Source organism: Sphingobium xenophagum, assembly GCF_031457465.1.
Taxonomy (GTDB): domain Bacteria; phylum Pseudomonadota; class Alphaproteobacteria; order Sphingomonadales; family Sphingomonadaceae; genus Sphingobium; species Sphingobium xenophagum_A.
The window spans coordinates 106,255-130,433 of sequence record NZ_JAVDWV010000006.1 but is presented as its reverse complement, the minus strand read 5'-3'; the positions used below and the strand labels follow the sequence as shown (position 1 = coordinate 130,433).

The window sequence follows — 24,179 nt, the reverse complement described above, 5'->3', positions numbered from 1 at the left end:
GGTATCCGTTGCGTCAGCAGGTCAGCGAAGCCGCTCGATTTCGATCATCGACACGCGGGCATCGCCAGCGCCGGCGACAAAATCGAGCGCGATCCTGTCCTGGGCGGCAATGGTGAAGCGCTTGGCTTCGGCCACGGCTTTCTCCGTCGGAATGGTGGGCTGGAACTGGCGGAGCAGCGTCTTGTTGCCGCTTTTCACCTCAAATGTGCCCGGCTGTTGCGTGGATGACGTCGCGAACCACAGCGTCACGCGATAGCGGCCAGCAGGCACCGGCACATTGTAGGCAAAGCTGCCCGTGCGGTAAGTCGCCAGCGCATCACGCTCCTGCGTGCCGCCAATCTCGGCCGGCACCGATGGCTTGCCATAATTGGCGGGCGTATCGAGCGACGTCGCGCTGCCGCCTTCAAACCAGTTGTCGGAGCCAAGCACGCGGCCATTGCCCTTGCCCGCCACCAGGGCACCGGCATCAATGACCATGACGCGCGCGGTTTCGGGCGCAAGCGTCCATGCCGCCTGATCCTCGACCATGCCGCCGCTATGGCTGCCGCGCGCGACGAGCGCGTTGGTGCCTTCATCCAGGGTGACCCCGCTCCACACGCAGATTTTCTGCGGACAATCGCTCTTTGCGCCCAGCGATCGACCGTTGAGCATCAGATCCGTGCTGGACGTGTTGCTGTAAACCTTGATGTCGGTCACGCGATAGGCGCGATTGGCGTAGCGTTTACCGGTGATGTGGACCATCGGTGCCGGGTTCCAGTTCGCCTTGTAGAAGTAGAAGGCATCCTTGCGCGTCTTGTGGTCATAGGCGATTATACCCTTGGTATTGATATCCTGCGCGTCGCCTTCTGTGCGGACCGTGGTGGCGAAATCGAATGAGTTCCACAGCCATGTGGCATAGAGCCAGGGCCGCGCATCAAGCTGTGCCAGGGCGGTTTCGTGGATGTAGCTTTCATATTCTTCCGGCTGCGCGGCACCGCGCGAATCCACCGGCGCACCCATCACATTATCGGTGTGGATGGTCAGTGCGCCGCCTGCGCCATATTCGGTTACGGCCAGGGGCTGTTGCGGGCGCTTGGCGCGCAATCCGTCCAGATGTGGTCCAAGGTCGCCTGCTGCACCGAAATACCAGCCGAAATAGCGGTTGGCACCGCCCAGATCGGCGGCCGGCGCGGTGATCGGAATTTCGATGTCGCTGCCGAATAACCGCCCTTCGCAACAGGTGGCAAGCGCGGTGGGGCGCGATGGGTCTTCGCGCTTTGCCACCGCCTGAAGCTCGGCGAGCAAAGGCAAGGGATCAAGCTCCTTGCCATCGGTTCCGCCGGTCAGGAACGCCGGTAGCGAATTGCCGAAGTCGACCTCATTGGCGATGCCCCAGATCGCCGAGGCAGCATGATTTTCGTTTTGCCGGATCAGTTCGGTCAGTTGCGCCTTCGCGTTGGCAACCAGCGCCGGATCGGCTTCGCGCTTGCCGCCCAGCGTCCAGGCCGAAACCAATGGTATTTCGTCCCACACCACCATTCCGGCGCGGTTGGCCAGGTCATGCACATCCTGTCCATGCTGATAGTGCGTCAGGCGGATACTGTTGGCACCCATTTCGCGCAATGTGGCGATATCCTCCGCGACGTCCTCGCGCGAAATGGCCCAGCCCTTGCCATCCCGGTCCTGATGATAGCCCACGCCGCGCAGGCGATAGGGCTGACCATTGAGCAGGAAACCGCGATCAGGATCGAACGCCATCGTACGGATGCCATAGGGCTGGCGCAGCGCATCGCTGATCGCGCCGTTCGCCTGCACCACCTGGACGATCAGATCATAAAGATAGGGGGCGGTCGTTCCCTGCCACAGGTGCGGCTTTGCCACGTCCAGCCTGGCGGTGACTTCGCCGCCCTTGCCGGCCGCCAATGTTGTCGGAACCGTAGTTGCCGCCGCTTCACGCCCATCGGCGTCGACCAGCGCGATACGCACCGACGCCTTGGCGGGCCGCGTACCATCGTTGGCCACGCGCACCGCCACGTCGATGCTGGCATTGTCGGTCGAGGCCGAAGCGGTGGTCGCCCTTATGCCGGGGCCGCCAAAGTCGGCAAGGTCGATGTGCAGCGGTGCGGTCGAAACGAGGCGCACGGGGCGATACAGTCCGCCATGGACAAAGAAATCCCCGGTCAGCGGGAGCACATCGGCGGTAGGGCCATCGGCCTTGGGCTGGCTGTTGTCCACGCGCACGACCAGCACATTGTCACCGCTCGCGCGCATCGCCGCCGTCGCATCGAGCCGGAAGCGCGAGAAGCCCCCGCGATGCTCGCCCAGATAGGTGCCGTTCAGCCAGATTTTGGCAACCCGGCTGGCCGCGTCAAATTCAAGCCAGTGGCGCTTGCCCGCGCTGGCGGGCGGCGTGGGGAAATGGAGCCGATACCAGCCTGCACCCTGCCGCTTGTCGACCGTTTCGGCGCTATTGGTGCCGCCCAGCGCATGGTGATAATAGCCAACGCGGTTCCATGTGTGGGGAACCGACACAACCGGCCATTGCGCGTCGTCGAAGGTCGGGACATGCGCGTCTGGCGCGTCGTCATTGAGGAAACGCCAGCCGGTATCGAGCGTGGTTACCACCCGCGCTTCCTGCGCGGCAGCAGGGAGCGCCAGTGCCAGCAGCGCCAACGCCCCCGACGACCGCATCATTCTGCGGCAATTGATGAGGCGTTGTCCCGATCGTGCTGACATCCCGGCGTCTCCAGATTTTTACATTTTGGTCAGTCCGATTCTATGCGGACTATAACTATCAAATGCAAGTTTTATGCTTTTCTGGTCAGGCAGATCGCGGATACCGCATAATCAGGAGGTCCAGCCTGCGCTTTCTGGCGGCCCCATGAACATCGGGGCACCCTTATTCGCGCCCAGGCAGGCTTGCGCCGAAAACCCTTCCGTGCTGGGATCGTAACCGCCTTCCAGCGTCGAGAGCAGATATTTTGCCATGCGCTTGGGGTAATCGACATCGACAAAGCGGCGAAGTTCGGCATTGGCGATCTTGCGAATGATGGGCAGGGCGGGAAGCGCGGCCCGGCCGATATTGGACAGGGCGTCCATCGCCTGCATCCGGACTGGTAAACTATTGGGGTCATCGACCAGGGTGGCGAGCAGCGCGACGGATTCGCTCGTCTCGCCAAGGCTCACCAGCGCCTCGGCGGCAACGATCCGTACTTCGCTTGCGGAGTCGTCGCGGAGAATGCGCGCCAGTCGTGTCCTAGCCGTCTGCGTCTTTTCAGCTGGCATCCTGTCGCCGAGCATCAGCAGGCCGCGCGCAGCCCAGAAGCGGATGGCAAGGACCGGGCTGTCAAGCAGCGCGATAAAGCGATCGACATTGCGTGGGTCGCGGCGTGCGGCCGACGCCGCGATCGTCATCAGCGATTTGAGCGGATAGATCGCGCGATCGCGGCTTTCGAAATAGCCCTCGCCGGGTGCGCCTTCGGGCAGGAAGCCATTGTCATTTATCGCCAGCATATGCCGGTCAAGCGCCTTGCGCAGCCGGTCGGCGGTCGCTTTCGAACGCGGATCGTCGATCAGGTTGACAACCTCGTCCGGGTCGGCGCGAAGGTCGTATAGTTCCTCGAACGGCTTGGGGCGGAAGAAGGCGCTTTGCTGATCGGTCAATTGGCCGGCCAGGTAAAGCGCGTGCCATTCCCGATAGGCCGCCTGCACTTCCCACTCGAACCCGACATGCTGGCCCAGCGCGCGATGCGGCATATAGTTGCGGATATAGCGCCAGCGGCCGTCCGTTACCGTGCGGACAAGGTCATAGCGTTCGTCCATCCGGTCGCGGAAACCAAAAGCATAGGTTGCGGGCTTGCCGATGCGCCGACCTAGCAGCGGCTTTCCGGTCATCTGGGCCGGTTGGGCGATCCCTGCAATCGACAACAATGTCGCGGGAAGATCTATGAGCGTCACCGGGGCGTTGATTTCGCTGCCCGGACGCGCCGGTGCCAGATGTTGCCACTTGGGCGGCACATGAACGATCAGGGGGACGCGCAGGCCCTCTTCATAGCAGTATCGCTTCGATCGCGGAAGAATGCCGCCATTGTCCCCATAATAGAAGATTATCGTGTTGTCGGCGAGGCCATCATTTTCGAGCTGCTTGAGCCAATTGCCGATTTCGCCGTCCATGCGCTCCATTATGTTATAATATTCGGCATAGTCGCGCCGGATCACATCCGTATCTGGCAGAAAGGCCGGTATGCGCACGTCGGCTGGCTTCACCCGGCCGCCATCGCGTTGACAGATGTGCTGCTCATGGGTGGTGCCGGTGTTGAACACACAGAGAAACGGCTGATCCTTGGGCGCATTGCGCCAATGGCCCTCAGGCCCCTGAATGTCCCAGATTTCCTTGGGGTCGACCCCGCAATTATAGTCGGTCTTGGGATTGTTGATGCAGAAATAGCCCGCTTGCCGCATCAATTCGGGATAGGTCTGGAAATCCTTCGGCAGCGCAGCTTTGGCACGCATATGCTGGGCGGGGGCGCAACTTTCTGGATTCATGCCGGTCAGAATTGCGAAGCGTGACGGGGCGCAGACGGGCGCATCGGAATAGCTGTTGCGATAAAGGATGCCCTTCCTGGCCAGGGCGTCGATATGCGGCGTGTGCGCGACCTTGTCGCCATAGGCCCCGATATAGGGATTATTGTCCTCGCTCACGAGCCACAGAATGTTCGGCAAATCGCCTTTTGCAGGAAGCGCTGCAAGCGGCGTCGCTGCAGCGCCAAGACTGAGGGCACCGAATTTTATCGCGTCGCGGCGGCTATGCGTCATGCTATCGCCTTTCAAAGGGAGATGGGACTATAGGCTGATTGCCTAATTGGATTTTGCCTTGCTCTCCAGCGCGGGCGTGGAATGAAAGGCCTTGAAAAACTCCATCTTTTTTTGTTCCGGCCAAGGTTTTACGCCAGTTGCCGTGCCCCATTCGACCAATTTCGGACGCAACGGCGAATAGCGTGGCCAAGCGACATCGGGCGCAGTTGGGACTCCGGTGCGCGCGAAATTCACCAGTCCCCGCATCATGGCCTTGCTCATCGCGCGGTCCTGCGCGGTCCATTGGCGTGTTGGGCGATAGCGGTTGAATGCGTCGAGCGTGCCCAGCCAAAACGGCACTTCCGACGTGTGATAGGCGCCCGCGGTGTCGGGGTCGAGATCCGAGAAGGACAGGCCGGGTATGTAGGAATGGGGCCGGGAAAATTCGTAGCCATAGACCGGAGCCTTTCCATGCGCACTTTGCAGCGCCGCCCAGCCATACATGCTCGTTACAACAGTTGCGTCGCGGTCCGCACGGCGTGCGGCGGCCTTGGCTTGGCTATCGTTATTGGCAGGATAGAGATTGAGGACGGTGTCACCCCTGCTGCCAAAATAGGTGCGAACCTTGTCCATATAGTCGGCAAGCCCGCTGACCGGCCCCAAGCCACCCAGCGCTTCATCGCTGGCGAACCCAACGAGCAGGGGGACATCGCTCTGCGCTCCGCGCGCAAATATGTCCGGGATCGGGGCGGGTAGCACATGCCCATCAACCACAGGGCCGGTCGTCGGTCCGCCCGGAACGCGCGGCACCATCAATCGGTCGGCCGGCATGGCGCGCAATTCGGCAAGCGACGGCGCTTTCCAGGCGGCTTTCAGTTTGTCGCCATCCTGCTCTGCTTGCGCAAGCGACGGCATTCGGATGGGACCATCAATCATCGCTCCGCTCATGCCGACAGCCCGATGGAACAGGCCTTTGGCGAGTGGACTGGCCTGGAGCGCCAGAACGGACATTGATCCGGCGGACTGGCCAACAATAGTAACATTCGCCGGATCGCCGCCAAAGGCGTCAATATTGTCGCGGATCCAGCGAAGAGCGAAAATCTGGTCCATCAAGCCGTAATTGCCGGAGGCGTGATTGGAGGACTCCTTGCTGAGTTCAGGCAGAGCCAGAAAGCCCAAAGGACCAAGGCGATAATTGAGATTTACAAAGACCACGGATTCCTGGCTGAGATTTTCGCCGTCGTAGAGAGGGGCGCTGCCCGAACCGATGAAAAAAGCCCCGCCATGAATATAAACTATCACCGGCGCTTTGCGCAGGCCGGGGCGCGTCCAGACATTAAGGTAGAGACAGTCCTCGGAAACCACGTCCGCGCCCGAATAATGGTTGGCGTTGCTGTTTCGCATCGGCTGATAGCATTGGGGCGCAAAGCGGTCCGCGTGAAACACGCCATCCCAGGATTTGGCGGGTTGCGGTTCCCGCCAGCGCAGATCGCGTACCGGCGGTGCTGCATAGGGAATGCCGAGGTAGGCGCGCACACCTGAATCCAAAACCGTCCCGGCGATGGCACCATTTTGGATCATGACTGGATGGGATGGGATGTGCTTGCTTACAGGTGCGTCAGCTATTGCCGGAGCTGCACATAGGCCCATGGCCAGGATGGTGCTGAACATAGACGTGATCCGCATAGCCTGCCTCTCTCCCCAAATTCACTTCGCCTCAGACTGATGAGTCGAGTGTTTGCGCAGACCTACCCTAAGAGGCGTCACGATCAAGCCAATTCGTAAAAACCGGCCTTACCTGATAGCTGGTATGATATCCACCGGCGGTCAATGAGAATGAATTTGCCAGGGCTGTGACATCTCAATCTGGTCATACGCCAATAAATCAGCGATGCCGGGCGGATGTCTGAAACGCCCCTAACCACACGATCACATTGCCTATTTCTGACATAATTTCACAAGAATATGCCATTTTCACATAGATAGATAAATTCTGTGAATGGAAAAGCAGCGATAAAATCTATTGGAATAATCCAACCTCTGGGGTTAGATCGGCCTAACCAATAAGCCTTTAGGCATCTTCGGGAGGGGACAGACATGAGCCGCCATATGTTGCAGACCAGAATCGCGCGTCGGCGGGCGCCAGCGTTTCGCCAAGCCATGCTTGCCGGCGCGTCCGCCATTCTTTTCTCCGCTCCGGCCTTTGCGCAGCAAGCAAGCGCGCCCCAGGCGGCCGAGCCTGACACGTCGGCCATCGTCGTAACTGCATCGCGTATTGCGCGTGATGGCTATACGTCCGCAACGCCGACGACGGTGGTGGGCCAGGAACTCATTCAGCAGCGCGCGATCACCAATGTCGGCGATGTGCTCAACCTCGTTCCGGCTTTTCGCGCCGCCATTTCGCCTTCGGCCGGTGGCATCGGCAATACCGGGGCTTTCCTTGCAGATTTGCGCGGTCTTGGCGCGACCCGGACGCTGGTGCTGCTTGAGCGCGGCCGGTTGCCGCAGACGATCATTCCCGGCAATGCAAACTCGGCCGGCACAGTCGATCTGAACGTCATTCCGACCGTGCTGATCCGCAATACGGACGTCGTGACGGGGGGTGCTTCGGCCGCTTATGGCTCGGACGCGGTCGCAGGCGTTGTCAACTTCCAGATCGACGACCGTTTCGTCGGCGTCAGAGGGTCGGCACAATATGGCCAAACCCGCTACAAGGACGCGAAAGACATTTTCGCGACAATCGCAGGTGGAACGAAGTTTGCCGGGGGCCGCGGTCACTTGGTCGCTGGCTTTGAATTTAACGACAATAGCGGCGTAGCATATGGCAGTCAGACGCGCGGATGGAGCCAAGAGTTCTTCCGTGTCGGAACATTGGCAAACCGCCCTGCGGGCACACCGTTCAATCTTATCCTGCCCAATTTCAATTATTTCGGCACCGGCACCACGGGCGGGCTCATCCTGACGCCAGGCGCATTGCAGGGCCAGGCTTTCGTTACTGGTGCAAATGGCAATGTCACGACGGCCACCATGGCGCGCGGCCTTGGCAACCTTACCGCCAGTTTCGATGCCTTCACGCCTGAAGCTATTGCGGCGAACAAGGCTGCCGGGATTGATCATGCTGCCTTCGTGCAATTGCGCCCGGAAGCACGACGCTATAATGCGATGGCTAAGCTGACATTTGACGTAAACGATAATCTGACCCTTTATATGACGCCGATGTATTCGCATTCGTCGAATACGGTCAGCATCCTGACGCGGCGCGATGGGGCAGGCGCTGGTCCGGGTCTGCCGATCGCGCGCGACAATCCCTATCTGGCGCAGGCGCTGACGCCGGCGCAATTGGCGCTGGTGCCAGCAGGTGGGCTTACGATAGGCTATGTCGGCTCGGATTTCGGCCCGGTGGAACGGACTATCACCAACGAACTGTTTCGTGTGGAGACCGGAGCGAAGGGAAGCTTTGGCGAGTCGTGGAAGTGGGATGTCTCCTATATCTATGGACAGAACAGATCCGACGTCCGTATCGCGAACAACTTCAACAATGCGCGCTTCCGCCAAGCCCTTGATGCCGTTTCGGTCAATGGCCAGATCGTTTGCCGCAGCGCCGCCGCAGTGGCCGCAGGCTGCCAGCCGATCAATATTTTGGGCACGCTGAATGCTTCCGACGCGGCACGCAGCTATTTTATGGGCACGGCGACGGGCGCTGGCAAAACGGAACTGCATGATGTTGCGGCAAACCTGCAGGGCGAGCCATTCTCAACCTGGGCTGGCCCTGTTTCCGTCGGCATTGGCGCGGAATATCGCAATGAATCGATCCGGCTCACAACTGATGCCCTCTCACAGACGGCTGGCTGGTTCTCCGGCACCGGCTTTTCACTGCCAACCACCAGCCAGAATGTGAAGGAAGTGTACGCCGAAACGATCGTGCCGCTGTTGGCCGACACGGCGATCGCAAAGAAGGTCGAGTTTAACGGCGCGGTGCGCCGTACCGACTACAGCACGTCGGGGAGCGTCACCACATGGAAGGCGGGCCTGACATGGGAAGTGATCGACGGTCTGATGTTCAGAACAACGCGGTCGCGCGATATTCGTGCGCCCAACCTGATCGAACTGTTCACGCCTGAAACGCAGTCCTTGCCTTTGCCGAGCGATCCGAGGCCAGGCATTGATCGCCCGACCAACAACGCAGGATTCTTGATTGGCGGCAATACCAACCTCACGCCGGAAAAGTCGACGACGCAAACCGTTGGCGTTGCCTATCGCCCGGACTTCTTCCGCAACCTCAAATTGTCCGTCGACTATTATAACATCCGCATCGAGGACGCCATCACGTCGACCAGCACACAAGGCGTGGTGAATAACTGCTTCGTTGGCGGCAGCTACAGTGGCAATTCTTTCTGCTCGCTGATCAGTTTTGCGAACAATGATCCGGTCGCGGGACAGTTGACGGGGGTCCGTGGCGGCACCGCGAATGCCGCCGAATTCAAGACCCGCGGCCTGGATTTTCAGGCCAATCTGCAACAACCTCTTGAGGATGTGGGACTTGCCGGGATGCTGTCCATCAATCTGATGGCAACGCATGTGATGACGTTCAAATCGTCGATAGATGTTTCGACCTTGTTCCCCAATGGCATTAATCGTGCCGGGCAGACGGGGGCCGGTTTTGGCGGCGCGGCGGGCCTGCCAAGCTGGCTCACTAACGTGACTCTTGATTACGAGATCGAAGGGTTCGGTATAAACACCAACGTGCGGTTCATATCGCGTTCGCGCCAGAATAACGGTTTGTTCGGTCCCGATCAGGCCGGCTACGATCCGGTGCTGACCACCAGCATCAACGATAACAATATCCCTGCGGTGACATATGTCGATCTGGGCTTGCGTTACAGCTTTGGCCCAGACAGACGCTATCAGGTCTATTTCAACGTCGACAATCTGTTCGATCGTGATCCGCCGCAGCCTGCGGAAGGGACAGCCTATTACGATAACTTCGGCCGCACGTTCAAAGGTGGTGTCCGTTTCCGCTTCTGATAGCCAGCGCGCGCTCGTGTTGCGAGCGCGCGCAACCCTTTCAGCCGCCCATAAAGACACTGAGCACATGTTGTTTTTGATGAACAACTCGGCTCAGCACGTCCCCTTTGAAGCGATAAGTGCAAGCAGACGGCCGGTATAAGGCCGCAAGCTGCAAGGGATACCCGGATATCGCCAATGATGGGGTAGGCGAAGGCTTCCAGCGTTCGCAGCCATTGCCCTTCATGCTTTTCGTTGCGCCAGGTCTTGCGGTTCGCCGCATAGACCTTGGCTGTCGCCTCCCTGAATGTTGGGATGCCGCCCGCCTTGCGCTTCTCGAAAACCGGGTCGAGGCCAAGCTCCACCCAGGTCCGCACCTCGCGCGCCCGGTCGCGGGCGACAGACAGCGTCACCTTCGACGCACTGCCCAATCCGATGTCACGCCTGCGTCCGTGCTTCTGGACGCGGCACACCCAGCTTTTCGAGCCAGTCGCGCCGACCACCAGGAACAGGCCATCGCCGTCACCGAAACGGCCCGGTCGCTTTGCTGCCTTCACACCTGTTACGGAGAGCTTTCCCATGCGGATATTCTCCCACGCTTTTTCCCACACGCCAAATCGGTCGCCGACAGATGCGATGGGATGAGGTGGGACGCGAATCAGCCCGAAAGGCCCAGAAATGCTGGGCCTTTTCGGCTCGCTAGGGATGTGGGAAAACAAGGTCTTGGCGGAGCGGCAGGGATTCGAACCCTGGATACGCTTTTGGCGTATACTCACTTTCCAGGCGAGCGCCTTCGACCACTCGGCCACCGCTCCGCATTGCACTGGAAGTCGCGCTCCCTATCGCGGCGCGGGCGGCTAGGCAAGGGGATGCTTTACTTTCCTGCGCGGCCGCGCTCTGATTGCGGCATGATCCGTTTTTTCGCGCCCGCGCTGCTCGCTACTCTCCTTGCCTCCACCGCCATCGCGGCTGATCCGCCGACGACCCCCGCCGCCGTCGTGTCGGCCGCGCCTGCTGATGCCTGGCGCGCCATTGCGCCCGAAGACCTGCTCGTCATGACGATCGAAGGGGGCAAGCACGTCGTGATCCAACTCGCCCCAGCCTTCGCGCCGCGCCATGTCGGCAATATCCGCACGCTGGCGCGGGCGCATTGGTGGGACGGGACCAGCATCAACCGGGTGCAGGACAATTATGTCACCCAATGGGGCGACGCGACCGAGAAGAAGCCGATGCCGACCGGCCTCGTGCCCACCAGCGCGGCTGACTATGTTCGCTCGCTCGCCAATGTGCGGCTTGCGATCACACCCTTGTCCCTTCCCGATGCTTATGCGCCCGCGACCGGCTATGTCGATGGCTGGCCGATGGCGATGAACGGGGACGCGGCCTGGCTACCCCATTGCTATGGCTCTGTCGGCGTTGGCCGCAACCTTTCGCCCGATGCGGGCACAGGCGCTGAACTCTACACCGTCATCGGCCACGCCCCGCGCCAGCTCGATCGCAATATCGCCGTCGTCGGCCGCGTGATCGAAGGCATGGCGCATCTGTCCAGCCTGCCGCGCGGCAGCGGTGAGCTTGGCTTCTACACCGCCACCGAACGTAAAATTCCGATCCTCTCGGTCCGCCTCGCCAGCGACCTGACGCCTGCGGAACAGCCCCGTTTCGAGGCGATGGACGTCGCTTCGTCGAGCTTCGCCGCCTATCTGCGCCTGCGCGCCAATCGGAAGGATGATTTCTACGATCTGCCTGCGGGCGGCGTCGATATCTGCAATGCGCCGGTGCCGGTCCGTCCGGCTGCCTAAAGGGAACATTCGCGGCCGTCGCCGCGCTATGTCATCCTGCAGGAAAGCGGCCCCGTCACGCGCCGCGCCATCGGGAGACATGGGATGATCGTCGGCACCGTCAAGGAAATCAAGAATCACGAATATCGCGTCGGACTGACCCCCGAAAGCGTCCATGAACTCACCGCCCACGGCCATGACGTGCTGGTCGAAAGCGGGGCAGGGGAGGGGATCGGCGCGCACGACGCCCTGTATGAAAAGGCGGGCGCGCAGATCGTCGCCACCGCCGCCGACATCTTCGCCCGCGCCGCAATGATCGTGAAGGTCAAGGAGCCGCAGGCCGCCGAGCGTGCGATGCTGCCGCCCGACCAAATCCTCTACACCTATCTCCACCTCGCCCCCGATCCTGATCAGACACGCGACCTGATCGCCAGCGGCGCGATCGGCATCGCCTATGAAACCGTGACCGACGCGCATGGCGGTTTGCCGCTGCTCAAGCCGATGAGCCAGGTTGCGGGCCGCATGGCGATCCAGGCGGGCGCGACCGCGTTGGAAAAGGCGCATGGCGGACGCGGCGTGCTGCTGGGCGGCGTCCCCGGCGTGCTGCCTGCCAAGGTCGCGGTGATCGGCGGCGGCGTCGTCGGCTTCAACGCGGCGCAGATGGCGGCGGGGCTGGGCGCGGACGTTACCATCCTCGACCGCAGCCCCGAAGTGCTGGAAAAGCTCGGCATGTATTTCGAGGCGCGAGCCAAGACGCGCTTTTCCAACCGCGCCAACCTCGCCGACTGTGTGGCCGATGCGGACCTGGTGATCGGCGCGGTGCTGATCCCCGGCGCGGCCGCGCCCAAGCTGGTCAGCGCCGATATGCTCAAGACGATGAAGAAAGGCGCGGTCCTGGTCGATGTCGCGATCGACCAGGGCGGCTGTTTCGAAACCAGCCACGCCACCACCCATGCCGACCCCACCTATATCGTCGATGGCATCGTCCATTATTGCGTCGCCAACATGCCCGGCGCCGTTGCGCGCACCAGCACCTATGCGCTCAATAACGTGACCTTGCCCCATGCGCTGCGGATTGCGGACCTCGGCTGGAAGGGCGCGTTGCGCGCCGATCTGCACCTGCGCGCGGGCCTCAATGTGGCCCAGGGCAAACTCACCTATCGCGCCGTCGCCGACGCGCTCGACCTGCCCTATACCCCGGCCGAAGATCTGCTCGGCTGACCCGGTCCGTCCGCCAACCTTGTCCGACTTGTGTCGGACAAGGTGCGGATTTGTCGACCTTGTTCGTCTAGCCAGCCAAGGGACCTGTCCTGTCAGCCCCTTGCTCTGGTTCCGCCGAAGAGAGGCATGGTTTTACGACATGGTCGATCTAGTTTCATTCGCCGCCTTGTTTGTCCGGGGCACCGACAGCCTGGCCACCGGCCTGACGCCAGCCACAGGAGCGCGCTGATGAACGGCGATCTCATGACCTGGTTGGTGCCGCTTCTTTCCATGTTGGCCGCTGGCCTGTTCGCGGGTTTCGCGGCGGGTATTTTCGGCATTGGCGGCGGCTTCGTCGTCGTGCCCGCGCTCTTCGTCGTACTCCCGCTGCTCGGCGGTACGCCCGAAGCGATCGCGCATGTCGCCATCGGCACGTCAGCCGCCACCATCATCGTCACCTCGATCCGTTCGCTCCTCTCCCATGCCAAGCGTGGCGCGGTGGAGTTTGAAATCCTCAAGACCTGGGCACCGTGGATCATCCTGGGTGATGGTGTCGGCGTGCTGCTCGCGGGCCATGTCGATGGCCATATCCTCACGATGATCTTTGCGGGCGGCGTGTTCCTGATGTCGCTCAACTTCCTGCTGCCCAAGGTCGGTGACAAGGTGATCAGCCAGGACATGCCATCGGGCATCGCCCGTGTCGGCATCGCGGGCGGGCTGGGCACTTTTTCCGCGCTGCTCGGCATTGGCGGCGGCACGATCGCGATCATGGTGATGACGCTGTGCGGTCGCTCCATCCACCGCGCCATCGCCACCGCATCGGGCGTCGGCACGCTGATCGCCATCCCCAGTGCGATCGGCTTCGCGCTCATCGGTCTCAAGGAAAGCGGCCTGCCTTGGGGATCGCTCGGCTATGTCAACGTGCCTGCGACGCTCGCCATCGCCTCCATGTCGGTGCTGACCGCGCCGCTGGGCGTGGCCGTCGCCCATGCGCTGCCCGCAAAGCCGCTCAAGAAGATATTCGGCGTCTATCTGATCGTCATCGCCTTCGTCATGTTCCGCAACGCGCTCAAGATCTGACCATCGCGCCTCATCTCGTCCCCATAACAGCCTTTGTAACTGGCGGCCTTTGCCGGTATTTGCGAGGCGGGGGACGATATGGCGCAACAGGAATCGATCAATGTGCTGGTGGTGGAGGATGACGCCGCAGCGCGCGCCAACATCACCGCTATCCTCACCCAGGCAGGCATGGTCGTGGATCAGGCGGAGGATGGCCGCATCGGCCTGCACCGCGCGGGCAGCGGCGCGCACGACGTCATCATCCTCGACCGGATGCTCCCGCACCTGACGGGCATCGACATCGTCACCCGCCTGCGCGTCGCCGGGATCGGCGCGCCAGTGCTGATGCTCTCCGCGCTCGGCCGCAGCGAACATCGGGTCGAAGGCCTTGAAAGCGGCGTCGATGATTATCTCGCCAAGCCGTTCGAGCCCGATGAGTTGGTCGCCCGCGTTCGCGCGCTCTGGCGCCGGGCCAGCCGCTCCACCCATGATCCGGTGTTGCTGTTCGGCGACCTGGAATGCCATGTGAAGGCGCGCACCGCCTTTCGCCAGGGTCGCCATCTCGCGCTCTCGCCCAAGGAGTTCGAGCTGTTCCGCTATCTGATGGACCATGCGGGCGAAGTGGTGACGCGCGAGATGCTGCTGCGCCATGTCTGGAAACTCAGCTTCGACCCGCAGACCAATGTGGTGGACGTCAATGTCGGCCGCCTGCGCCGCAAGCTGGAGGAGGGGTTTGACGGCCCCGTCCTCGAAACCGTGTGGGGCACCGGCTATCGCCTGATCGCAGCGGGATCACCGGGTGCCTAGACCCGACTTGTTCCGCTCGGTCTTTGGCCGGGTGATGCTCTCGTCCCTGCTGGTCAGCCTGTTGTCGACCCTCGCCCTGTTCCTGGTGGTGCGCAACATCGTCGCGGCCGACGGTCGGGCGATGCTGGCGCGCGAGGTCGATACCGACCTCGCCGGGCTGGCCGACATCCATGTCAGTGGCGGCACCGCCGAACTGCGCGCGCGCATTGCCGATCGGATGGCGGTGGAGCGCGAAGATGGCGAACGGGGCTGGTATCTGCTGGTTGATGGGGCCGGGCGTCGCCTGGCGGGCAATCTCGACCGCTGGCCTGCCATCGCGCCTGAAGTGTCGGAGGCGCGTTTCGTGCCCTTGCCCGGTGGCGACACGATGTTTGCGCGCGCGACCCGGCTGGGCGGCGACACGCGGCTGCTGGTCGGGCGCAGCAATTATCGGGGCGAAGCGCTGCTGGCGCGGCTGGCCATGGCCTTTGCCGGAGCGGGCGCGGTCATCGCGCTGCTCAGCCTTGCCGCGGGCCATTTCGCGGCGCGCCGGCTGCGCCGCCGGGTCGAAACGGTCAACGCCGCCTTCGCCGCCGTGCGCGCGGGGCGCATCACCGCACGCGCGCCGGGCGCTGGCGAAAATGACGAACTGGCCGAACTGGCCGCCAACACCAATGCGATGCTCGATCAGGTGGAGCGGCTGATCGAAGCGCAGCGCGCCGTGTCGGACCAGACCGCGCATGAAATCCGCACCCCGCTCATGCACCTCGACACCCGCATCCTCAAAGCGATGCAGGGGACACAGGACGAAGCCTTGCTGCGCACGCTCGACCAGTCGCGCGGCGAGATACGCAATGTCGTGCGCCTGCTCGATTCGCTGCTCGATATTGCGGGGACGCAGGCGATGCGCGGCGACCTGCGCGGCCTGCTCGATACCAATCTTAGCGAGATCGCCGACAATCTGGCCGACCTCTACGGCGCGAGCGCGGAGGAATTGGGCATTGGCTTCCATGCCCGCATCGCGCCCGGCGTTATGTTGCGCGCCGATCCGATGCAGATGACGCGCCTGCTCTCCAACCTGCTCGACAATGCGTTCAAATATGTGCCGAGCGGCGGCACCGTGTCGCTCACTTTGTCGGCGGGACCGCATATCGTCGTCCAGGATGATGGACCGGGCATCCCCGCCGCCGATCGCGATCGGGTGTTCGAACGCTATATCCGGCTCGATGGAGCACAGGGCGGGGGCCATGGCCTTGGCTTGTCGCTTGCCAGAGCGATCGCACAGCGGCATGAGCTTTCCCTTCATGTGGAAGACGCCGCGCCCGGCGCGCGTTTCGTCGTCCGGCCGGAGGATGATGGATGATCAGGCTGTTGCCCGTATTGCTGCTCGGCGCTGCGCCTGCCGCGCCTGCGGCGGACATGCGGCCGGCCGATCCGGTGTTGCGGACCTTGCTGGAGGGCGATGCCGCCAATGCGAGCGGCAACCACGCCGCCCTACTCGACACTGTCCAGGCCTTGAAGGCGCTTGGCGCCACCCCGGCCGAGGGGCAGGAGGATCTCGCCGCCCGCTGGACGCATGAGGCGCAGGCCCATGGCGCGGCCCCATCGACGCTCGCCTTTCGCGGCCGCGCGCTTGGTCCCGCCTATCGGCGCGGGTCGCTGGTGCCCGGCGGCAGCGTGACGATGCGCCAGCTATTCTTGGGCGGCCAACGCGCACAGATATCGGTCGCGCCCGCAAATGGCAGCGCGGCGAAACTCTCGATCCGCGTCCATGGCGCGGATGGCGAAACGCTCTGCGCCAAGCCGGTCGGCGGACCGCAGGCCGATTGCGCCTGGCTGCCGCTCTTTACCGATCGCTATGACATTGTGATCGAAAATGGCGGCAAGGCAGCCGTCGGATTCTACCTCATCATGCGCTGAACAAGGGCTCAGTCCGCGTCCGGGTTGCGGAAATTGAGCCGCCGCGTGACGGTATAGTCCAGCACCCCCACCAGCAGATAGCTGATCCATTGCTTGATCAGCGTCAGCGGCGTGCGGCTGGCGCGGTGGTCCTCCAGCGTGATGCTACGGCTCAGCGCCGCCTGCCGGTCGATCATCTGCCGCACCGCCGCCGCAAAGCCCGCATCCTCGATCCGCAGCATCACCTCCAGATTGACGAACAGGCTGCGCATGTCGAAATTGGCTGACCCCACGAACACCGCATCGTCGATGACAAACAGCTTCATGTGCAATTTATGCGGCTGATATTCGGCGATCTCCACCCCGCGCTTGAGCAGCGGCCCGTATAAGAGCCTGGCCGCCGCGATCGTCGCACCATTGTCCGACTTGGCAGGCAGGATCAGGCGCGCGCCATCCCGCTGCGCCGCCCGCGCGATGCGCTTGAGCATGCCACGGCCCGGCGAAAAATAGGCCGCGACCATATCCACCCGCCGCGCCTGTTCCATGTCATGCTTGACCACCTTCGCCCACGGGCTCAGCCGCCGCGTGGGGCCACCGACCAGCCAGCGAAAGGGGTCGGCCTGTTGCGGATGCAGGCTCGGATGCCAGCCCCGCACCATCCGCCGCAAGGTGCGGAACCGTTGCTTCCGCGTCGAGACCCAGCGCCACAATTGTCCGTACCAGCGGGTCATCGCCTCGACCTGATCGCCCTCGATCACCAGCCCCAGGTCGCACCAGCAATCCTCCGCCGGAATACCGAAATAGCCATCCTCGATATTGAAGCCGCCGATCATCAGCCGCTGGTCGTCGGCGATCGCCATCTTCTGATGATTGCGGATCAGGTAGCGGGTGGAGCGCCGCGTCCCGAAACGCCCGAAATGCGCGCCCGCCTCAACGAGCGGCGCAAAGAAGCTGTCTGGCGTCTTGCTCGACCCGAAACCATCGACCATCAAGGTCACGGCGACACCGCGCCCCCGCGCCGCGATCAGCGCGTCGCGCACCAGAACGCCGCTGCCATCATCGGCAAAGATATAATAATAGAGCTTCAGGCTGTGCCGCGCCCCTTCGATCAGGCCGATCAGCGCCGCGCGCAACGCCGCGCCCTGCGTGATGAGCCGCAGCCGGTTGCCCGCCAGCATGATGGTGATATTGTCCGCTTCGCTGTCCGCATCGGCCAGGGGCGGGGCTTGATCGTTGATCGCCATCCACGCCTCATGCCCCTTTGCCTCATGATTTGCCAAGGCCTTATGCCCTTTTCATTGACTCAGCCGGGCCATGCTGCTAGGCGGCGAATTCGAAATTTCCCTTCGCTGTATTCAGGAGGCCCTGTTTGGCCCGCGTCACCGTCGAAGATTGCGTCGACAAAGTTACCAACCGTTTTGACCTCGTCCTTCTCGCCGCTCAGCGCGCGCGGGAAATTTCCGGCGGGGCCGAACTGACGGTCGATCGCGACCGCGACAAGAATCCCGTCGTCGCTCTGCGCGAAATCGCGGAAGAGACCGTCTTGCCTGACGAACTGCATCACTCGCTCGTTGCGTCGCTGCAGAAGGTGCAGATTGACGATGACGACACGCCCGATGAAATTGGCTCGATCGCCCAGTCGGCGGAGGCCCTGCGCCTCACCGCCGCCGCACCGCCGCGCAACCAGAATATCGGCGGCGACTACGACGGCTGATCGCCTTATCCGTTTGGAGAGGGAAAGAGGCTCGGCCTGCGCAAGCAGGACCGGGCCTCAACCTTTTTCAGGCCGGGTCTTGTCCATGCCCCCCTTTCCTATTCTCGTCGGCGTCGCTAGGCTGCATCCATGCTCTTGATCGTCGGAACCATTCGCTTGCCTGCCCAAAATCTTGCGGCTGCGCGCCCCGCCATGAAACAGGTGGTGGAGGCAAGCCGCGCGGAAGACGGGTGTCTCGAATATTGCTATGCCGAGGACATTCTCGATCCCGGCCTCATTCACATCAAGGAACTGTGGGTCGATCAGGCTTCGCTCGATCGGCATGGCCTGATGGACCATATAGCACAGTGGCGGTCGGTGTGGCCTGAACTGGGGATTGGTGATCGCGACCTGCGCGTCTATGATGTGGATGAACCGCGCCGGACGTAACGCACGTCACCCCACCGGTCGCGCGATCCGCTTGCCCTTCGTCCGGCTGGTGAGGTGGAACAGGCCGCATCGGTCGCAGCGATAGGGGCGTAGCACGATCGCTGCTCCGGCAACCACCGCCCGCGCTTCCTCTTCCGACCCATAGCGTCGCTTGCGCGCGCAGACGCTAAGCCGGGTATGTTTCATAAGGGCGGCAGCGCCCAATCAATGCCGCCGCGCCCTTTCGCTTCCAGAAAGGCATTGGCCTGTGAGAAAGGCCGCGATCCCAAAAAGCCATTATGCGCCGATAGCGGGGAAGGGTGGGCGGATTTCAGGATCAGATGGCGGCTCTGGTCAACGAAGCCCGCCTTGCGCTGGGCATAGGCGCCCCACAGCAGGAACACGACCGGCTCCTCTTTCTGCGCCACCAGCCGCACGATCGCATCGGTGAACAACTCCCAGCCCTTGCCTTGATGCGATGCGGCCCGCCCCATTTCGACCGTCAGCACGCTGTTGAGCAGCAGCACGCCCTGCCGTGCCCAATGTTCGAGAAATCCGTGCCCGGCCCGCGTAATCCCTAAATCGCTCTCCATTTCCTTATAGATATTGACCAGCGATGGCGGCGTCCGCACGCCGGGCTGCACCGAAAAGCACAGGCCATGCGCCTGCCCCTCGCCATGATAGGGGTCTTGTCCCAATATCACGACCTTGACCTGATCGAGCGGGGTCAGGTCGAGCGCGCGGAAATACTCGCTGCCCTTTGGGAAGATGCGTTTGCCCGCCGCCTTCTCCGCCTCCAGAAAGGCCTTGAGCCCCTGCATATGCGGGGCGGCGAACTGGTCGGCTAACGCCTCGCGCCAGCTTTCGTGCAGCTTGATGGTTCCGCTCATGCCGCCTGATGGCCCGGCGCGCAAAGCCCTGTCAATCGCGCGCAACAGGGTAAACACCCTTGCACGCCACCGCCACATCCGCAAAACAGACGCCATGCGCTTCCATCGCCCGATCGCCCTTGCCGCCGCCTTCGGCTTGTTCCTGGCCCCGCTGCCCAGCGCTGACGCCTTCGGTCCTGTCAAATCGAGCGTGCAGCAGACCGCCGAGACCCGCCTGATCGCCCAGTTTGAGCGGTTCGCAACCCTCACCGACGGCACCGTCGGCATCACCGTGCGCGATCTTGCCAGCGGAGAAACGCTCTCGCTCAATGGCGACACGCTCTTCCCGATGGCGAGCGCCTATAAGGTCGCGGTCGCGGGCAAGATCTTCGCCATGATCGACGCCGGGCAGTTGGTGCTGGACGACATCGTGCCGCGCGACGTCGCCACCATGGGGCCGGGCGCCCCGCTGCCGGTGGCGCAATTGCTCGACCTGATGCTGACGCAGAGCGATAACAATGCCACCGACATGCTGGTCGCCCGCGCCGGTGGCCCGACGGCGGTCAATGGCTGGGTCGCGGGGCTGGGGATCAAGGGGCTGCGCGTCGACAGCAACACCGCCGACCTGCTCTACCGCGCTATGGACCTCGCGCCGCGTCCGGGCAATTTCAACCGCAACGTCGCCGCCGCGCTGGCCGCCGACCCGGCGCTGCGCATCCGCGACATCCGCGACTTGCCCAACATCGCCTTCGCCCGCGATCCGCGCGACAGTGCGACGCCGACTGCCATGACCGACCTGGTTGCCGCCATCCGCACAGGCAAGGCGCTTTCGCCCGCCAGCACCCATGCCTTCATCACCATCATGGAACAGTGCCGCACCGGCAAGGCGCGCCTGCCCGGCATGTTGCCGCCCGGCACGACCATCGCGCACAAGACCGGCACGATCAACGGCACCGGCAACGATACGGGCGTTATCACCCTGCCCGATGGGCGGATGTTCGCCATCACCGTCTTCGTCATGCAGGATCATCGCGGCCGGGTGATGCGCGACCGGATCATGGCGGAGGCCGCCCGCGCCGCCTATGATTATTTCCTGTTCGCGCCCGATCGCGCCACGGTCTGACGCATAGGCCTTAACAGCGATCCCGGATGGCTTTAGGCTCCTTCCTTGAGAGGATTGCCGTGACCCGTCTGACCCGTTTCCGTGATTTCTGGCCCCATTATCTGCGCGAACATGCGCGCCCCGGTACGCGCGCGCTCCATTATGCGGGGACCAGCCTTGTCGTGCTGCTGGCGGCGGCGGCGCCGGTCGCTGGCCGTTGGTGGATGGCGGCGGCGCTGCCGATCGTCGGCTATGGTTTCGCCTGGGCGGGCCATGGCCTGATCGAGCGCAACCGGCCCGCCACCTTCCGCTATCCGCTCTGGTCGCTGCGCGCCGATTTCGTGATGTGGCAGCGGTTCCTGACCGGCCATATCAGCCGCGATCTCGTCCGCGCCGGAGTCCGCCCCGATGGCACGGTCGACCCCGAACGGCGGACGGTGGCATAGCCGCCGCTTGACCCGGCCGGACGCTCTGCCACAAGGAGCGCGATGGCTCTCACCGCATCCTTTTCGCTGCCCGATCGCGCGGCGCTGGCAACCCGTTGGCAGGCGCTAGAAGCGCGCGCCGACGCCGCCTTCTTCCTCGGCTGGACCTGGACCGGTGCCTGGCTCGACAGCCATGCCATCCGCCCCGAATTGCTCGCGGTAACCGATGTCGATGGCAATGACGTCGCCCTCGCACTGGTCGGCCACGCGATGCAACCGCGCCTGCTGGGCAGCGTCGCCACGCTCAGCCTCAACCAGTCGGGCGATCCCGCCGCCGACCGCCCCTATGTCGAATATAATGGCCTGCTGGCAGAGAGAGGGCGGGAGGTGGAAGCCGCCGCTGCCGCCGTCGAAGCGCTCACCCGCCGCCGCGACTGGCGCGCGCTGCGCCTCAGCGGCATTGCGCCCGACTCGCCGCTGCTGAACCTTCCCGCCCGCCGCAAGATGCGCGCGGACGTGTCACCCGTCTATCAGGTTGATCTCGCCGCCGTGCGCGCGGCGAATGGCGATTATCTGTCGCTGCTCAGCGCCAACACGCGCAGCCAGATCCGCCGCGCGATGAAGGATCATGGCGGCCCGCTGCCCGGCGTCGCGGTCGCTGGTCTTAATGATATCACCCCCTGGCTGAACGAGATGGTGGCGCTTAACAGCGGTCGCCATGCCGACAATGCCTGGGACGATATGGGTTTCCGCGCCTTCGTCGCCACCATCGCCGCGCGCGGCTTGCCGGGCGGATCGGTCGAGCTGCTGCGCTTCAGCGATTCCGGCGGGGTGGTTGGCCTGCTCGTCAATTTCATCCATCGCGGCGTGGCGATGAACTATCAATCCGCCTTCGCCGAACCGCGCACGGCCAAGGACAAGCCGGGCCTGCTCTGCCATGCCGCCGCCGTCGGCCATTATGCCGCGTGCGACCTGTCGCTCTATTCGCTGCTGGCGGGCAAGGATCGCTACAAACAGAGTCTGTCGACCTGCGAGGAGAGTCTGGAATGGTGGGTGATCGAACGGTTCAGCCCGCGCCTCGAAGCCGAAGCGCTATTGCGCCGTCTGCTTAAACGCCCAGCTTCCGCATGACGCGATAGATGAGGCGGCGCAGCCCCTGCCGTTCCGGCCGGGCGCTGACCGTGCCGGTGGGCAGGCCGCGTTTGCGCAGCAGCGCGTTGAAACTGTGCAACTCGCCCTCCGCCACGCTGCGTTCCGACCGCCATGTCACCGACAGGCTGATCGACACGGCCGGGCCGTTCTCGACGAAATGGGGCGCTTTCACCGGCACATGGATCGCTTCGCCCGGCGCCAGCGGAAAGGCGGTGCCGCGTGCCTTGAACCCGTCCTGCCACACCAGATTGCGATGCCCACCGCCGTGGAAATCCTCGCTCTTCTGCGCCGGGACCAGCGCTTCGTCGCGCGCCGGAAAGACGGTCATCACCTTGGTCCCCATGATCTGGAGCAGGATATTATGCTCCGGGTCCATGTGGAACGGGGTAACGCTGCCCGGCGAGGTCAGGAAGATGAAGGCCTCGCGATGCAGCATTGGCCCGGTCGCGGCACGGACGATCGGCTCCAGATCGGCGAGCGCCGCATCCAGCAGCGCGCCATAGGCCGGATCGCGCTCGACATTCTTCAGCACCGCCCAACTGCCATTGGTCTCGATCGTGCGGATCGTCTCGCCCAGCGTTAGCCCGTTGGACGGCGTATCCTCCGGCCGCACGCCGAGCGGCAGCTTGCCCAGATTATACTCCACCGACGATGCAGGCATACGCTCGGCCAGCGTCGCCAGGGCGTCGAGCGTCAGCAGGTCATGTCCGACCAGATCATGACACAGCCGGGCAGGTTGGTCGGGATAGGCGGCGGCGAAGGCCGCCCGCGCGCTTTCGGGGAAAGTCATGGTCTGCGCGTTTGTGATCGGGCTATGGGCGGTCATCCCTGTCCTTTCAAAAGTCTGGCGGCGCTTTCGACGCCATTGGCGATGGCAAAGGCCGCCGCCCGCTGAAACTGCGTCGCGCCCCGGCCGCGAAGCGCGATGCGATATTGGACGATGGTGCGCCGTTCGGCCCACAGGCTGTCGATCATCGGATGGTCGGGCGCGGCACAGCTATCCATCCACTCGATTGCCGGATCATCCTGCACGGCACGCAAATTGGCGATCTCGATCAATACACCCGGCGAAAAACGGCCATAGGCTTCGTCAATCGCAATCTTGAAGGAAAAGGCCCCTGCGCCATGGCGGAAATTCACCAGCATTGCGATCGCCTCTCCGTTGAGGTCGAGCCTGAGCATATGCAGTCGCCCCGCATCGAACCCGGCCGCGCAGGCCGCGCGGAAAAAGGCGGCGTCGGCGGGCTTGCAGCCTAGCGCCGTGCCCTCGCGACCCTTCCAGCCCGATGCTTCGAGCGCCAGAAACTCGCTGCACCAGCGCGCGAGATCCTCGCGGTTGCTGAGCAAGCGGCTTTCCACCACACCCAGGTCCGCGAGCCGCTTCTGCAAGCGACGCAGCTCCTTGCGCTTCTTGGCCCTGACCTGACTGTCCCAATAGGCGTCGGCGGTCAGCTCAGATCGTAGCATGGCCCGATCATAGCGATGAATCTCGCGCCACCCGCGCCGTTGCTCGACGCAGACCGCTTCAATGGCGGCGGCATTGGCCCCCGCTGCATCAAGCGCTTCAAGATGCAGGAAACCTGGTGCCCAGGGGGCATCGTCCAGTTGAACCAGAAATCGCCGCCATGCCGCCGCTTCATGGCCCCGCCGAATGATCGGCGCGCCGAGAAAACAATGATCATGTATCCAATTGGCGACGCAGCCGATCGGCAACCGTCCATGGCGCGATCGCACCGTGATGGGCAAAAGGCCGATAAGCAGTTCTTCGTCGCGCGCCTCGATCAGGCGCACATGGCTGTCCGTTGCCAGATGGTCGATCGCCGCGGCCAGCATGTCGGGCGCATAAAAGGCATTGGCTTCCGCTGCATGCAGCGCCAATTCCTCCCAGCGCGCACGCTGCGCCGTCGCCGCCGCTTGGGGATAAGGGGGCAGGGGATGGGATGCCATGTCCATGGTGCCAGGCTTTAGATCGGAAAGATTAGGGAAAGGCTAAATCCTCGCCGCTAAGAC

The 24,179-nt window shown here is 63.2% G+C and carries 21 protein-coding genes and 1 tRNA gene; 12 read left to right on the top strand and 10 right to left on the bottom strand.

Going from position 1 to position 24,179, the window contains the following annotated elements:
- Positions 1-21 precede the first annotated feature (21 nt).
- The 3 genes from J2W40_RS07740 to J2W40_RS07730 all read right to left on the bottom strand — a co-directional run bounded on the left by J2W40_RS07740 (position 22) and on the right by J2W40_RS07730 (position 6,423).
- Entirely contained in the window at positions 22-2,673 is a 2,652-nt protein-coding gene (locus J2W40_RS07740) for a glycoside hydrolase family 2 TIM barrel-domain containing protein (protein ID WP_310223292.1), read from the bottom strand.
- Between the two features lie 153 nt (positions 2,674-2,826).
- A complete protein-coding gene (locus J2W40_RS07735; RefSeq protein WP_310223291.1) occupies positions 2,827-4,794 on the bottom strand; it encodes a sulfatase-like hydrolase/transferase in 1,968 nt (655 codons plus the stop codon).
- A 42-nt stretch (positions 4,795-4,836) separates the two neighbouring features.
- On the bottom strand, positions 4,837-6,423 hold the full coding sequence (locus J2W40_RS07730) for a carboxylesterase/lipase family protein (protein ID WP_310223534.1): 1,587 nt from the start codon (positions 6,421-6,423) through the stop codon (positions 4,837-4,839).
- 447 nt (positions 6,424-6,870) lie between these two features.
- Here J2W40_RS07730 and J2W40_RS07725 point away from each other — a divergent pair, with 447 nt between their 5' ends.
- Positions 6,871-9,798 (top strand): TonB-dependent receptor domain-containing protein, encoded by a 2,928-nt coding sequence (locus J2W40_RS07725; protein ID WP_310223289.1) that lies wholly within the window; start codon positions 6,871-6,873, stop codon positions 9,796-9,798.
- On the opposite strand, the gene J2W40_RS07720 is transcribed toward J2W40_RS07725, so the two are convergent.
- Both J2W40_RS07720 and J2W40_RS07715 read right to left on the bottom strand, forming a co-directional pair.
- Positions 9,747-10,358 (bottom strand): Arm DNA-binding domain-containing protein, encoded by a 612-nt coding sequence (locus tag J2W40_RS07720; protein WP_310223287.1) that lies wholly within the window; start codon positions 10,356-10,358, stop codon positions 9,747-9,749. The genes J2W40_RS07725 and J2W40_RS07720 overlap by 52 nt on opposite strands.
- Before the next feature lie 143 nt (positions 10,359-10,501).
- Positions 10,502-10,592 (bottom strand) — tRNA-Ser (locus J2W40_RS07715).
- 93 nt (positions 10,593-10,685) lie between these two features.
- Here J2W40_RS07715 and J2W40_RS07710 point away from each other — a divergent pair.
- The 6 genes from J2W40_RS07710 to J2W40_RS07685 all read left to right on the top strand — a co-directional run bounded on the left by J2W40_RS07710 (position 10,686) and on the right by J2W40_RS07685 (position 16,520).
- Positions 10,686-11,576 (top strand): peptidylprolyl isomerase, encoded by an 891-nt coding sequence (locus J2W40_RS07710; RefSeq protein ID WP_310223286.1) that lies wholly within the window; start codon positions 10,686-10,688, stop codon positions 11,574-11,576.
- Between the two features lie 84 nt (positions 11,577-11,660).
- Complete coding sequence (gene ald / locus J2W40_RS07705) at positions 11,661-12,776, top strand: alanine dehydrogenase (RefSeq protein ID WP_310223284.1); 1,116 nt, start codon at positions 11,661-11,663, stop codon at positions 12,774-12,776.
- 228 nt (positions 12,777-13,004) lie between these two features.
- The gene (locus J2W40_RS07700; protein ID WP_310223281.1) at positions 13,005-13,835 is read left to right on the top strand and encodes a sulfite exporter TauE/SafE family protein; all 831 of its coding nucleotides are present in this window, start codon (positions 13,005-13,007) and stop codon (positions 13,833-13,835) included.
- Between the two features lie 78 nt (positions 13,836-13,913).
- Entirely contained in the window at positions 13,914-14,621 is a 708-nt protein-coding gene (locus tag J2W40_RS07695) for a response regulator transcription factor (RefSeq protein ID WP_310223279.1), read from the top strand.
- Positions 14,614-15,963: a sensor histidine kinase gene (locus J2W40_RS07690; RefSeq protein WP_310223277.1), complete on the top strand. Its 1,350-nt coding sequence runs from the start codon at positions 14,614-14,616 to the stop codon at positions 15,961-15,963. Before J2W40_RS07695 ends, J2W40_RS07690 begins: the two co-directional genes overlap by 8 nt.
- Entirely contained in the window at positions 15,960-16,520 is a 561-nt protein-coding gene (locus tag J2W40_RS07685; protein ID WP_310223275.1) for a hypothetical protein, read from the top strand. Before J2W40_RS07690 ends, J2W40_RS07685 begins: the two co-directional genes overlap by 4 nt.
- Before the next feature lie 8 nt (positions 16,521-16,528).
- Here the strand turns inward: J2W40_RS07685 and J2W40_RS07680 are convergent, their stop codons facing one another.
- Positions 16,529-17,743: a phospholipase D-like domain-containing protein gene (locus tag J2W40_RS07680; protein WP_310223532.1), complete on the bottom strand. Its 1,215-nt coding sequence runs from the start codon at positions 17,741-17,743 to the stop codon at positions 16,529-16,531.
- Between the two features lie 125 nt (positions 17,744-17,868).
- Between J2W40_RS07680 and rpoZ the strand changes: the two genes are divergently transcribed.
- Positions 17,869-18,213 (top strand): DNA-directed RNA polymerase subunit omega, encoded by a 345-nt coding sequence (gene rpoZ, locus J2W40_RS07675; protein WP_037476174.1) that lies wholly within the window; start codon positions 17,869-17,871, stop codon positions 18,211-18,213.
- A gap of 129 nt (positions 18,214-18,342) precedes the next feature.
- Complete coding sequence (locus tag J2W40_RS07670) at positions 18,343-18,642, top strand: putative quinol monooxygenase (protein WP_310223272.1); 300 nt, start codon at positions 18,343-18,345, stop codon at positions 18,640-18,642.
- Between the two features lie 6 nt (positions 18,643-18,648).
- Here J2W40_RS07670 and J2W40_RS07665 read toward each other — a convergent pair whose 3' ends face one another.
- Positions 18,649-18,828 carry a hypothetical protein gene (locus J2W40_RS07665; RefSeq protein WP_310223270.1) on the bottom strand — a complete coding sequence of 60 codons (180 nt, stop codon included), beginning with the start codon at positions 18,826-18,828 and terminating at the stop codon, positions 18,649-18,651.
- Complete coding sequence (ung, locus tag J2W40_RS07660) at positions 18,825-19,511, bottom strand: uracil-DNA glycosylase (protein WP_310223268.1); 687 nt, start codon at positions 19,509-19,511, stop codon at positions 18,825-18,827. The genes J2W40_RS07665 and ung overlap by 4 nt, the downstream gene beginning before the upstream one ends.
- 94 nt (positions 19,512-19,605) lie before the next feature.
- Here ung and J2W40_RS07655 point away from each other — a divergent pair, with 94 nt between their 5' ends.
- From J2W40_RS07655 to J2W40_RS07645, 3 genes are read left to right on the top strand one after another with little or no spacing between them, the layout of a single operon-like run.
- The gene (locus J2W40_RS07655) at positions 19,606-20,613 is read left to right on the top strand and encodes a serine hydrolase (RefSeq protein WP_310223266.1); all 1,008 of its coding nucleotides are present in this window, start codon (positions 19,606-19,608) and stop codon (positions 20,611-20,613) included.
- A 59-nt stretch (positions 20,614-20,672) separates the two neighbouring features.
- Positions 20,673-21,038 carry an Mpo1-like protein gene (locus tag J2W40_RS07650; RefSeq protein WP_310223264.1) on the top strand — a complete coding sequence of 122 codons (366 nt, stop codon included), beginning with the start codon at positions 20,673-20,675 and terminating at the stop codon, positions 21,036-21,038.
- Between the two features lie 42 nt (positions 21,039-21,080).
- On the top strand, positions 21,081-22,148 hold the full coding sequence (locus tag J2W40_RS07645) for a GNAT family N-acetyltransferase (protein ID WP_310223262.1): 1,068 nt from the start codon (positions 21,081-21,083) through the stop codon (positions 22,146-22,148).
- Here J2W40_RS07645 and J2W40_RS07640 read toward each other — a convergent pair.
- Positions 22,126-22,995: a cupin-like domain-containing protein gene (locus tag J2W40_RS07640; protein WP_310223260.1), complete on the bottom strand. Its 870-nt coding sequence runs from the start codon at positions 22,993-22,995 to the stop codon at positions 22,126-22,128. The two genes, J2W40_RS07645 and J2W40_RS07640, sit on opposite strands and share 23 nt — an antisense overlap.
- The gene (locus J2W40_RS07635) at positions 22,992-24,122 is read right to left on the bottom strand and encodes a GNAT family N-acetyltransferase (protein WP_310223259.1); all 1,131 of its coding nucleotides are present in this window, start codon (positions 24,120-24,122) and stop codon (positions 22,992-22,994) included. The genes J2W40_RS07640 and J2W40_RS07635 overlap by 4 nt, the downstream gene beginning before the upstream one ends.
- Between the last annotated feature and the right edge of the window lie 57 nt (positions 24,123-24,179).

What these genes read in the sequence shown, in the direction of transcription:
- J2W40_RS07740 (WP_310223292.1), bottom strand. Translation starts at nt 2,673, where the DNA reads ATGATGCGGTCGTCGGGGGCGTTGGCGCTGCTGGCACTGGCGCTCCCT.
- J2W40_RS07735 (WP_310223291.1), bottom strand. Translation starts at nt 4,794, where the DNA reads ATGACGCATAGCCGCCGCGACGCGATAAAATTCGGTGCCCTCAGTCTT.
- J2W40_RS07730 (WP_310223534.1), bottom strand. Translation starts at nt 6,423, where the DNA reads ATGGGCCTATGTGCAGCTCCGGCAATAGCTGACGCACCTGTAAGCAAG.
- J2W40_RS07725 (WP_310223289.1), top strand. Translation starts at nt 6,871, where the DNA reads ATGAGCCGCCATATGTTGCAGACCAGAATCGCGCGTCGGCGGGCGCCA.
- J2W40_RS07720 (WP_310223287.1), bottom strand. Translation starts at nt 10,358, where the DNA reads ATGGGAAAGCTCTCCGTAACAGGTGTGAAGGCAGCAAAGCGACCGGGC.
- J2W40_RS07710 (WP_310223286.1), top strand. Translation starts at nt 10,686, where the DNA reads ATGATCCGTTTTTTCGCGCCCGCGCTGCTCGCTACTCTCCTTGCCTCC.
- ald (WP_310223284.1), top strand. Translation starts at nt 11,661, where the DNA reads ATGATCGTCGGCACCGTCAAGGAAATCAAGAATCACGAATATCGCGTC.
- J2W40_RS07700 (WP_310223281.1), top strand. Translation starts at nt 13,005, where the DNA reads ATGAACGGCGATCTCATGACCTGGTTGGTGCCGCTTCTTTCCATGTTG.
- J2W40_RS07695 (WP_310223279.1), top strand. Translation starts at nt 13,914, where the DNA reads ATGGCGCAACAGGAATCGATCAATGTGCTGGTGGTGGAGGATGACGCC.
- J2W40_RS07685 (WP_310223275.1), top strand. Translation starts at nt 15,960, where the DNA reads ATGATCAGGCTGTTGCCCGTATTGCTGCTCGGCGCTGCGCCTGCCGCG.
- J2W40_RS07680 (WP_310223532.1), bottom strand. Translation starts at nt 17,743, where the DNA reads ATGGCGATCAACGATCAAGCCCCGCCCCTGGCCGATGCGGACAGCGAA.
- J2W40_RS07670 (WP_310223272.1), top strand. Translation starts at nt 18,343, where the DNA reads ATGCTCTTGATCGTCGGAACCATTCGCTTGCCTGCCCAAAATCTTGCG.
- J2W40_RS07665 (WP_310223270.1), bottom strand. Translation starts at nt 18,828, where the DNA reads ATGAAACATACCCGGCTTAGCGTCTGCGCGCGCAAGCGACGCTATGGG.
- ung (WP_310223268.1), bottom strand. Translation starts at nt 19,511, where the DNA reads ATGAGCGGAACCATCAAGCTGCACGAAAGCTGGCGCGAGGCGTTAGCC.
- J2W40_RS07655 (WP_310223266.1), top strand. Translation starts at nt 19,606, where the DNA reads ATGCGCTTCCATCGCCCGATCGCCCTTGCCGCCGCCTTCGGCTTGTTC.
- J2W40_RS07645 (WP_310223262.1), top strand. Translation starts at nt 21,081, where the DNA reads ATGGCTCTCACCGCATCCTTTTCGCTGCCCGATCGCGCGGCGCTGGCA.
- J2W40_RS07640 (WP_310223260.1), bottom strand. Translation starts at nt 22,995, where the DNA reads ATGACCGCCCATAGCCCGATCACAAACGCGCAGACCATGACTTTCCCC.
- J2W40_RS07635 (WP_310223259.1), bottom strand. Translation starts at nt 24,122, where the DNA reads ATGGACATGGCATCCCATCCCCTGCCCCCTTATCCCCAAGCGGCGGCG.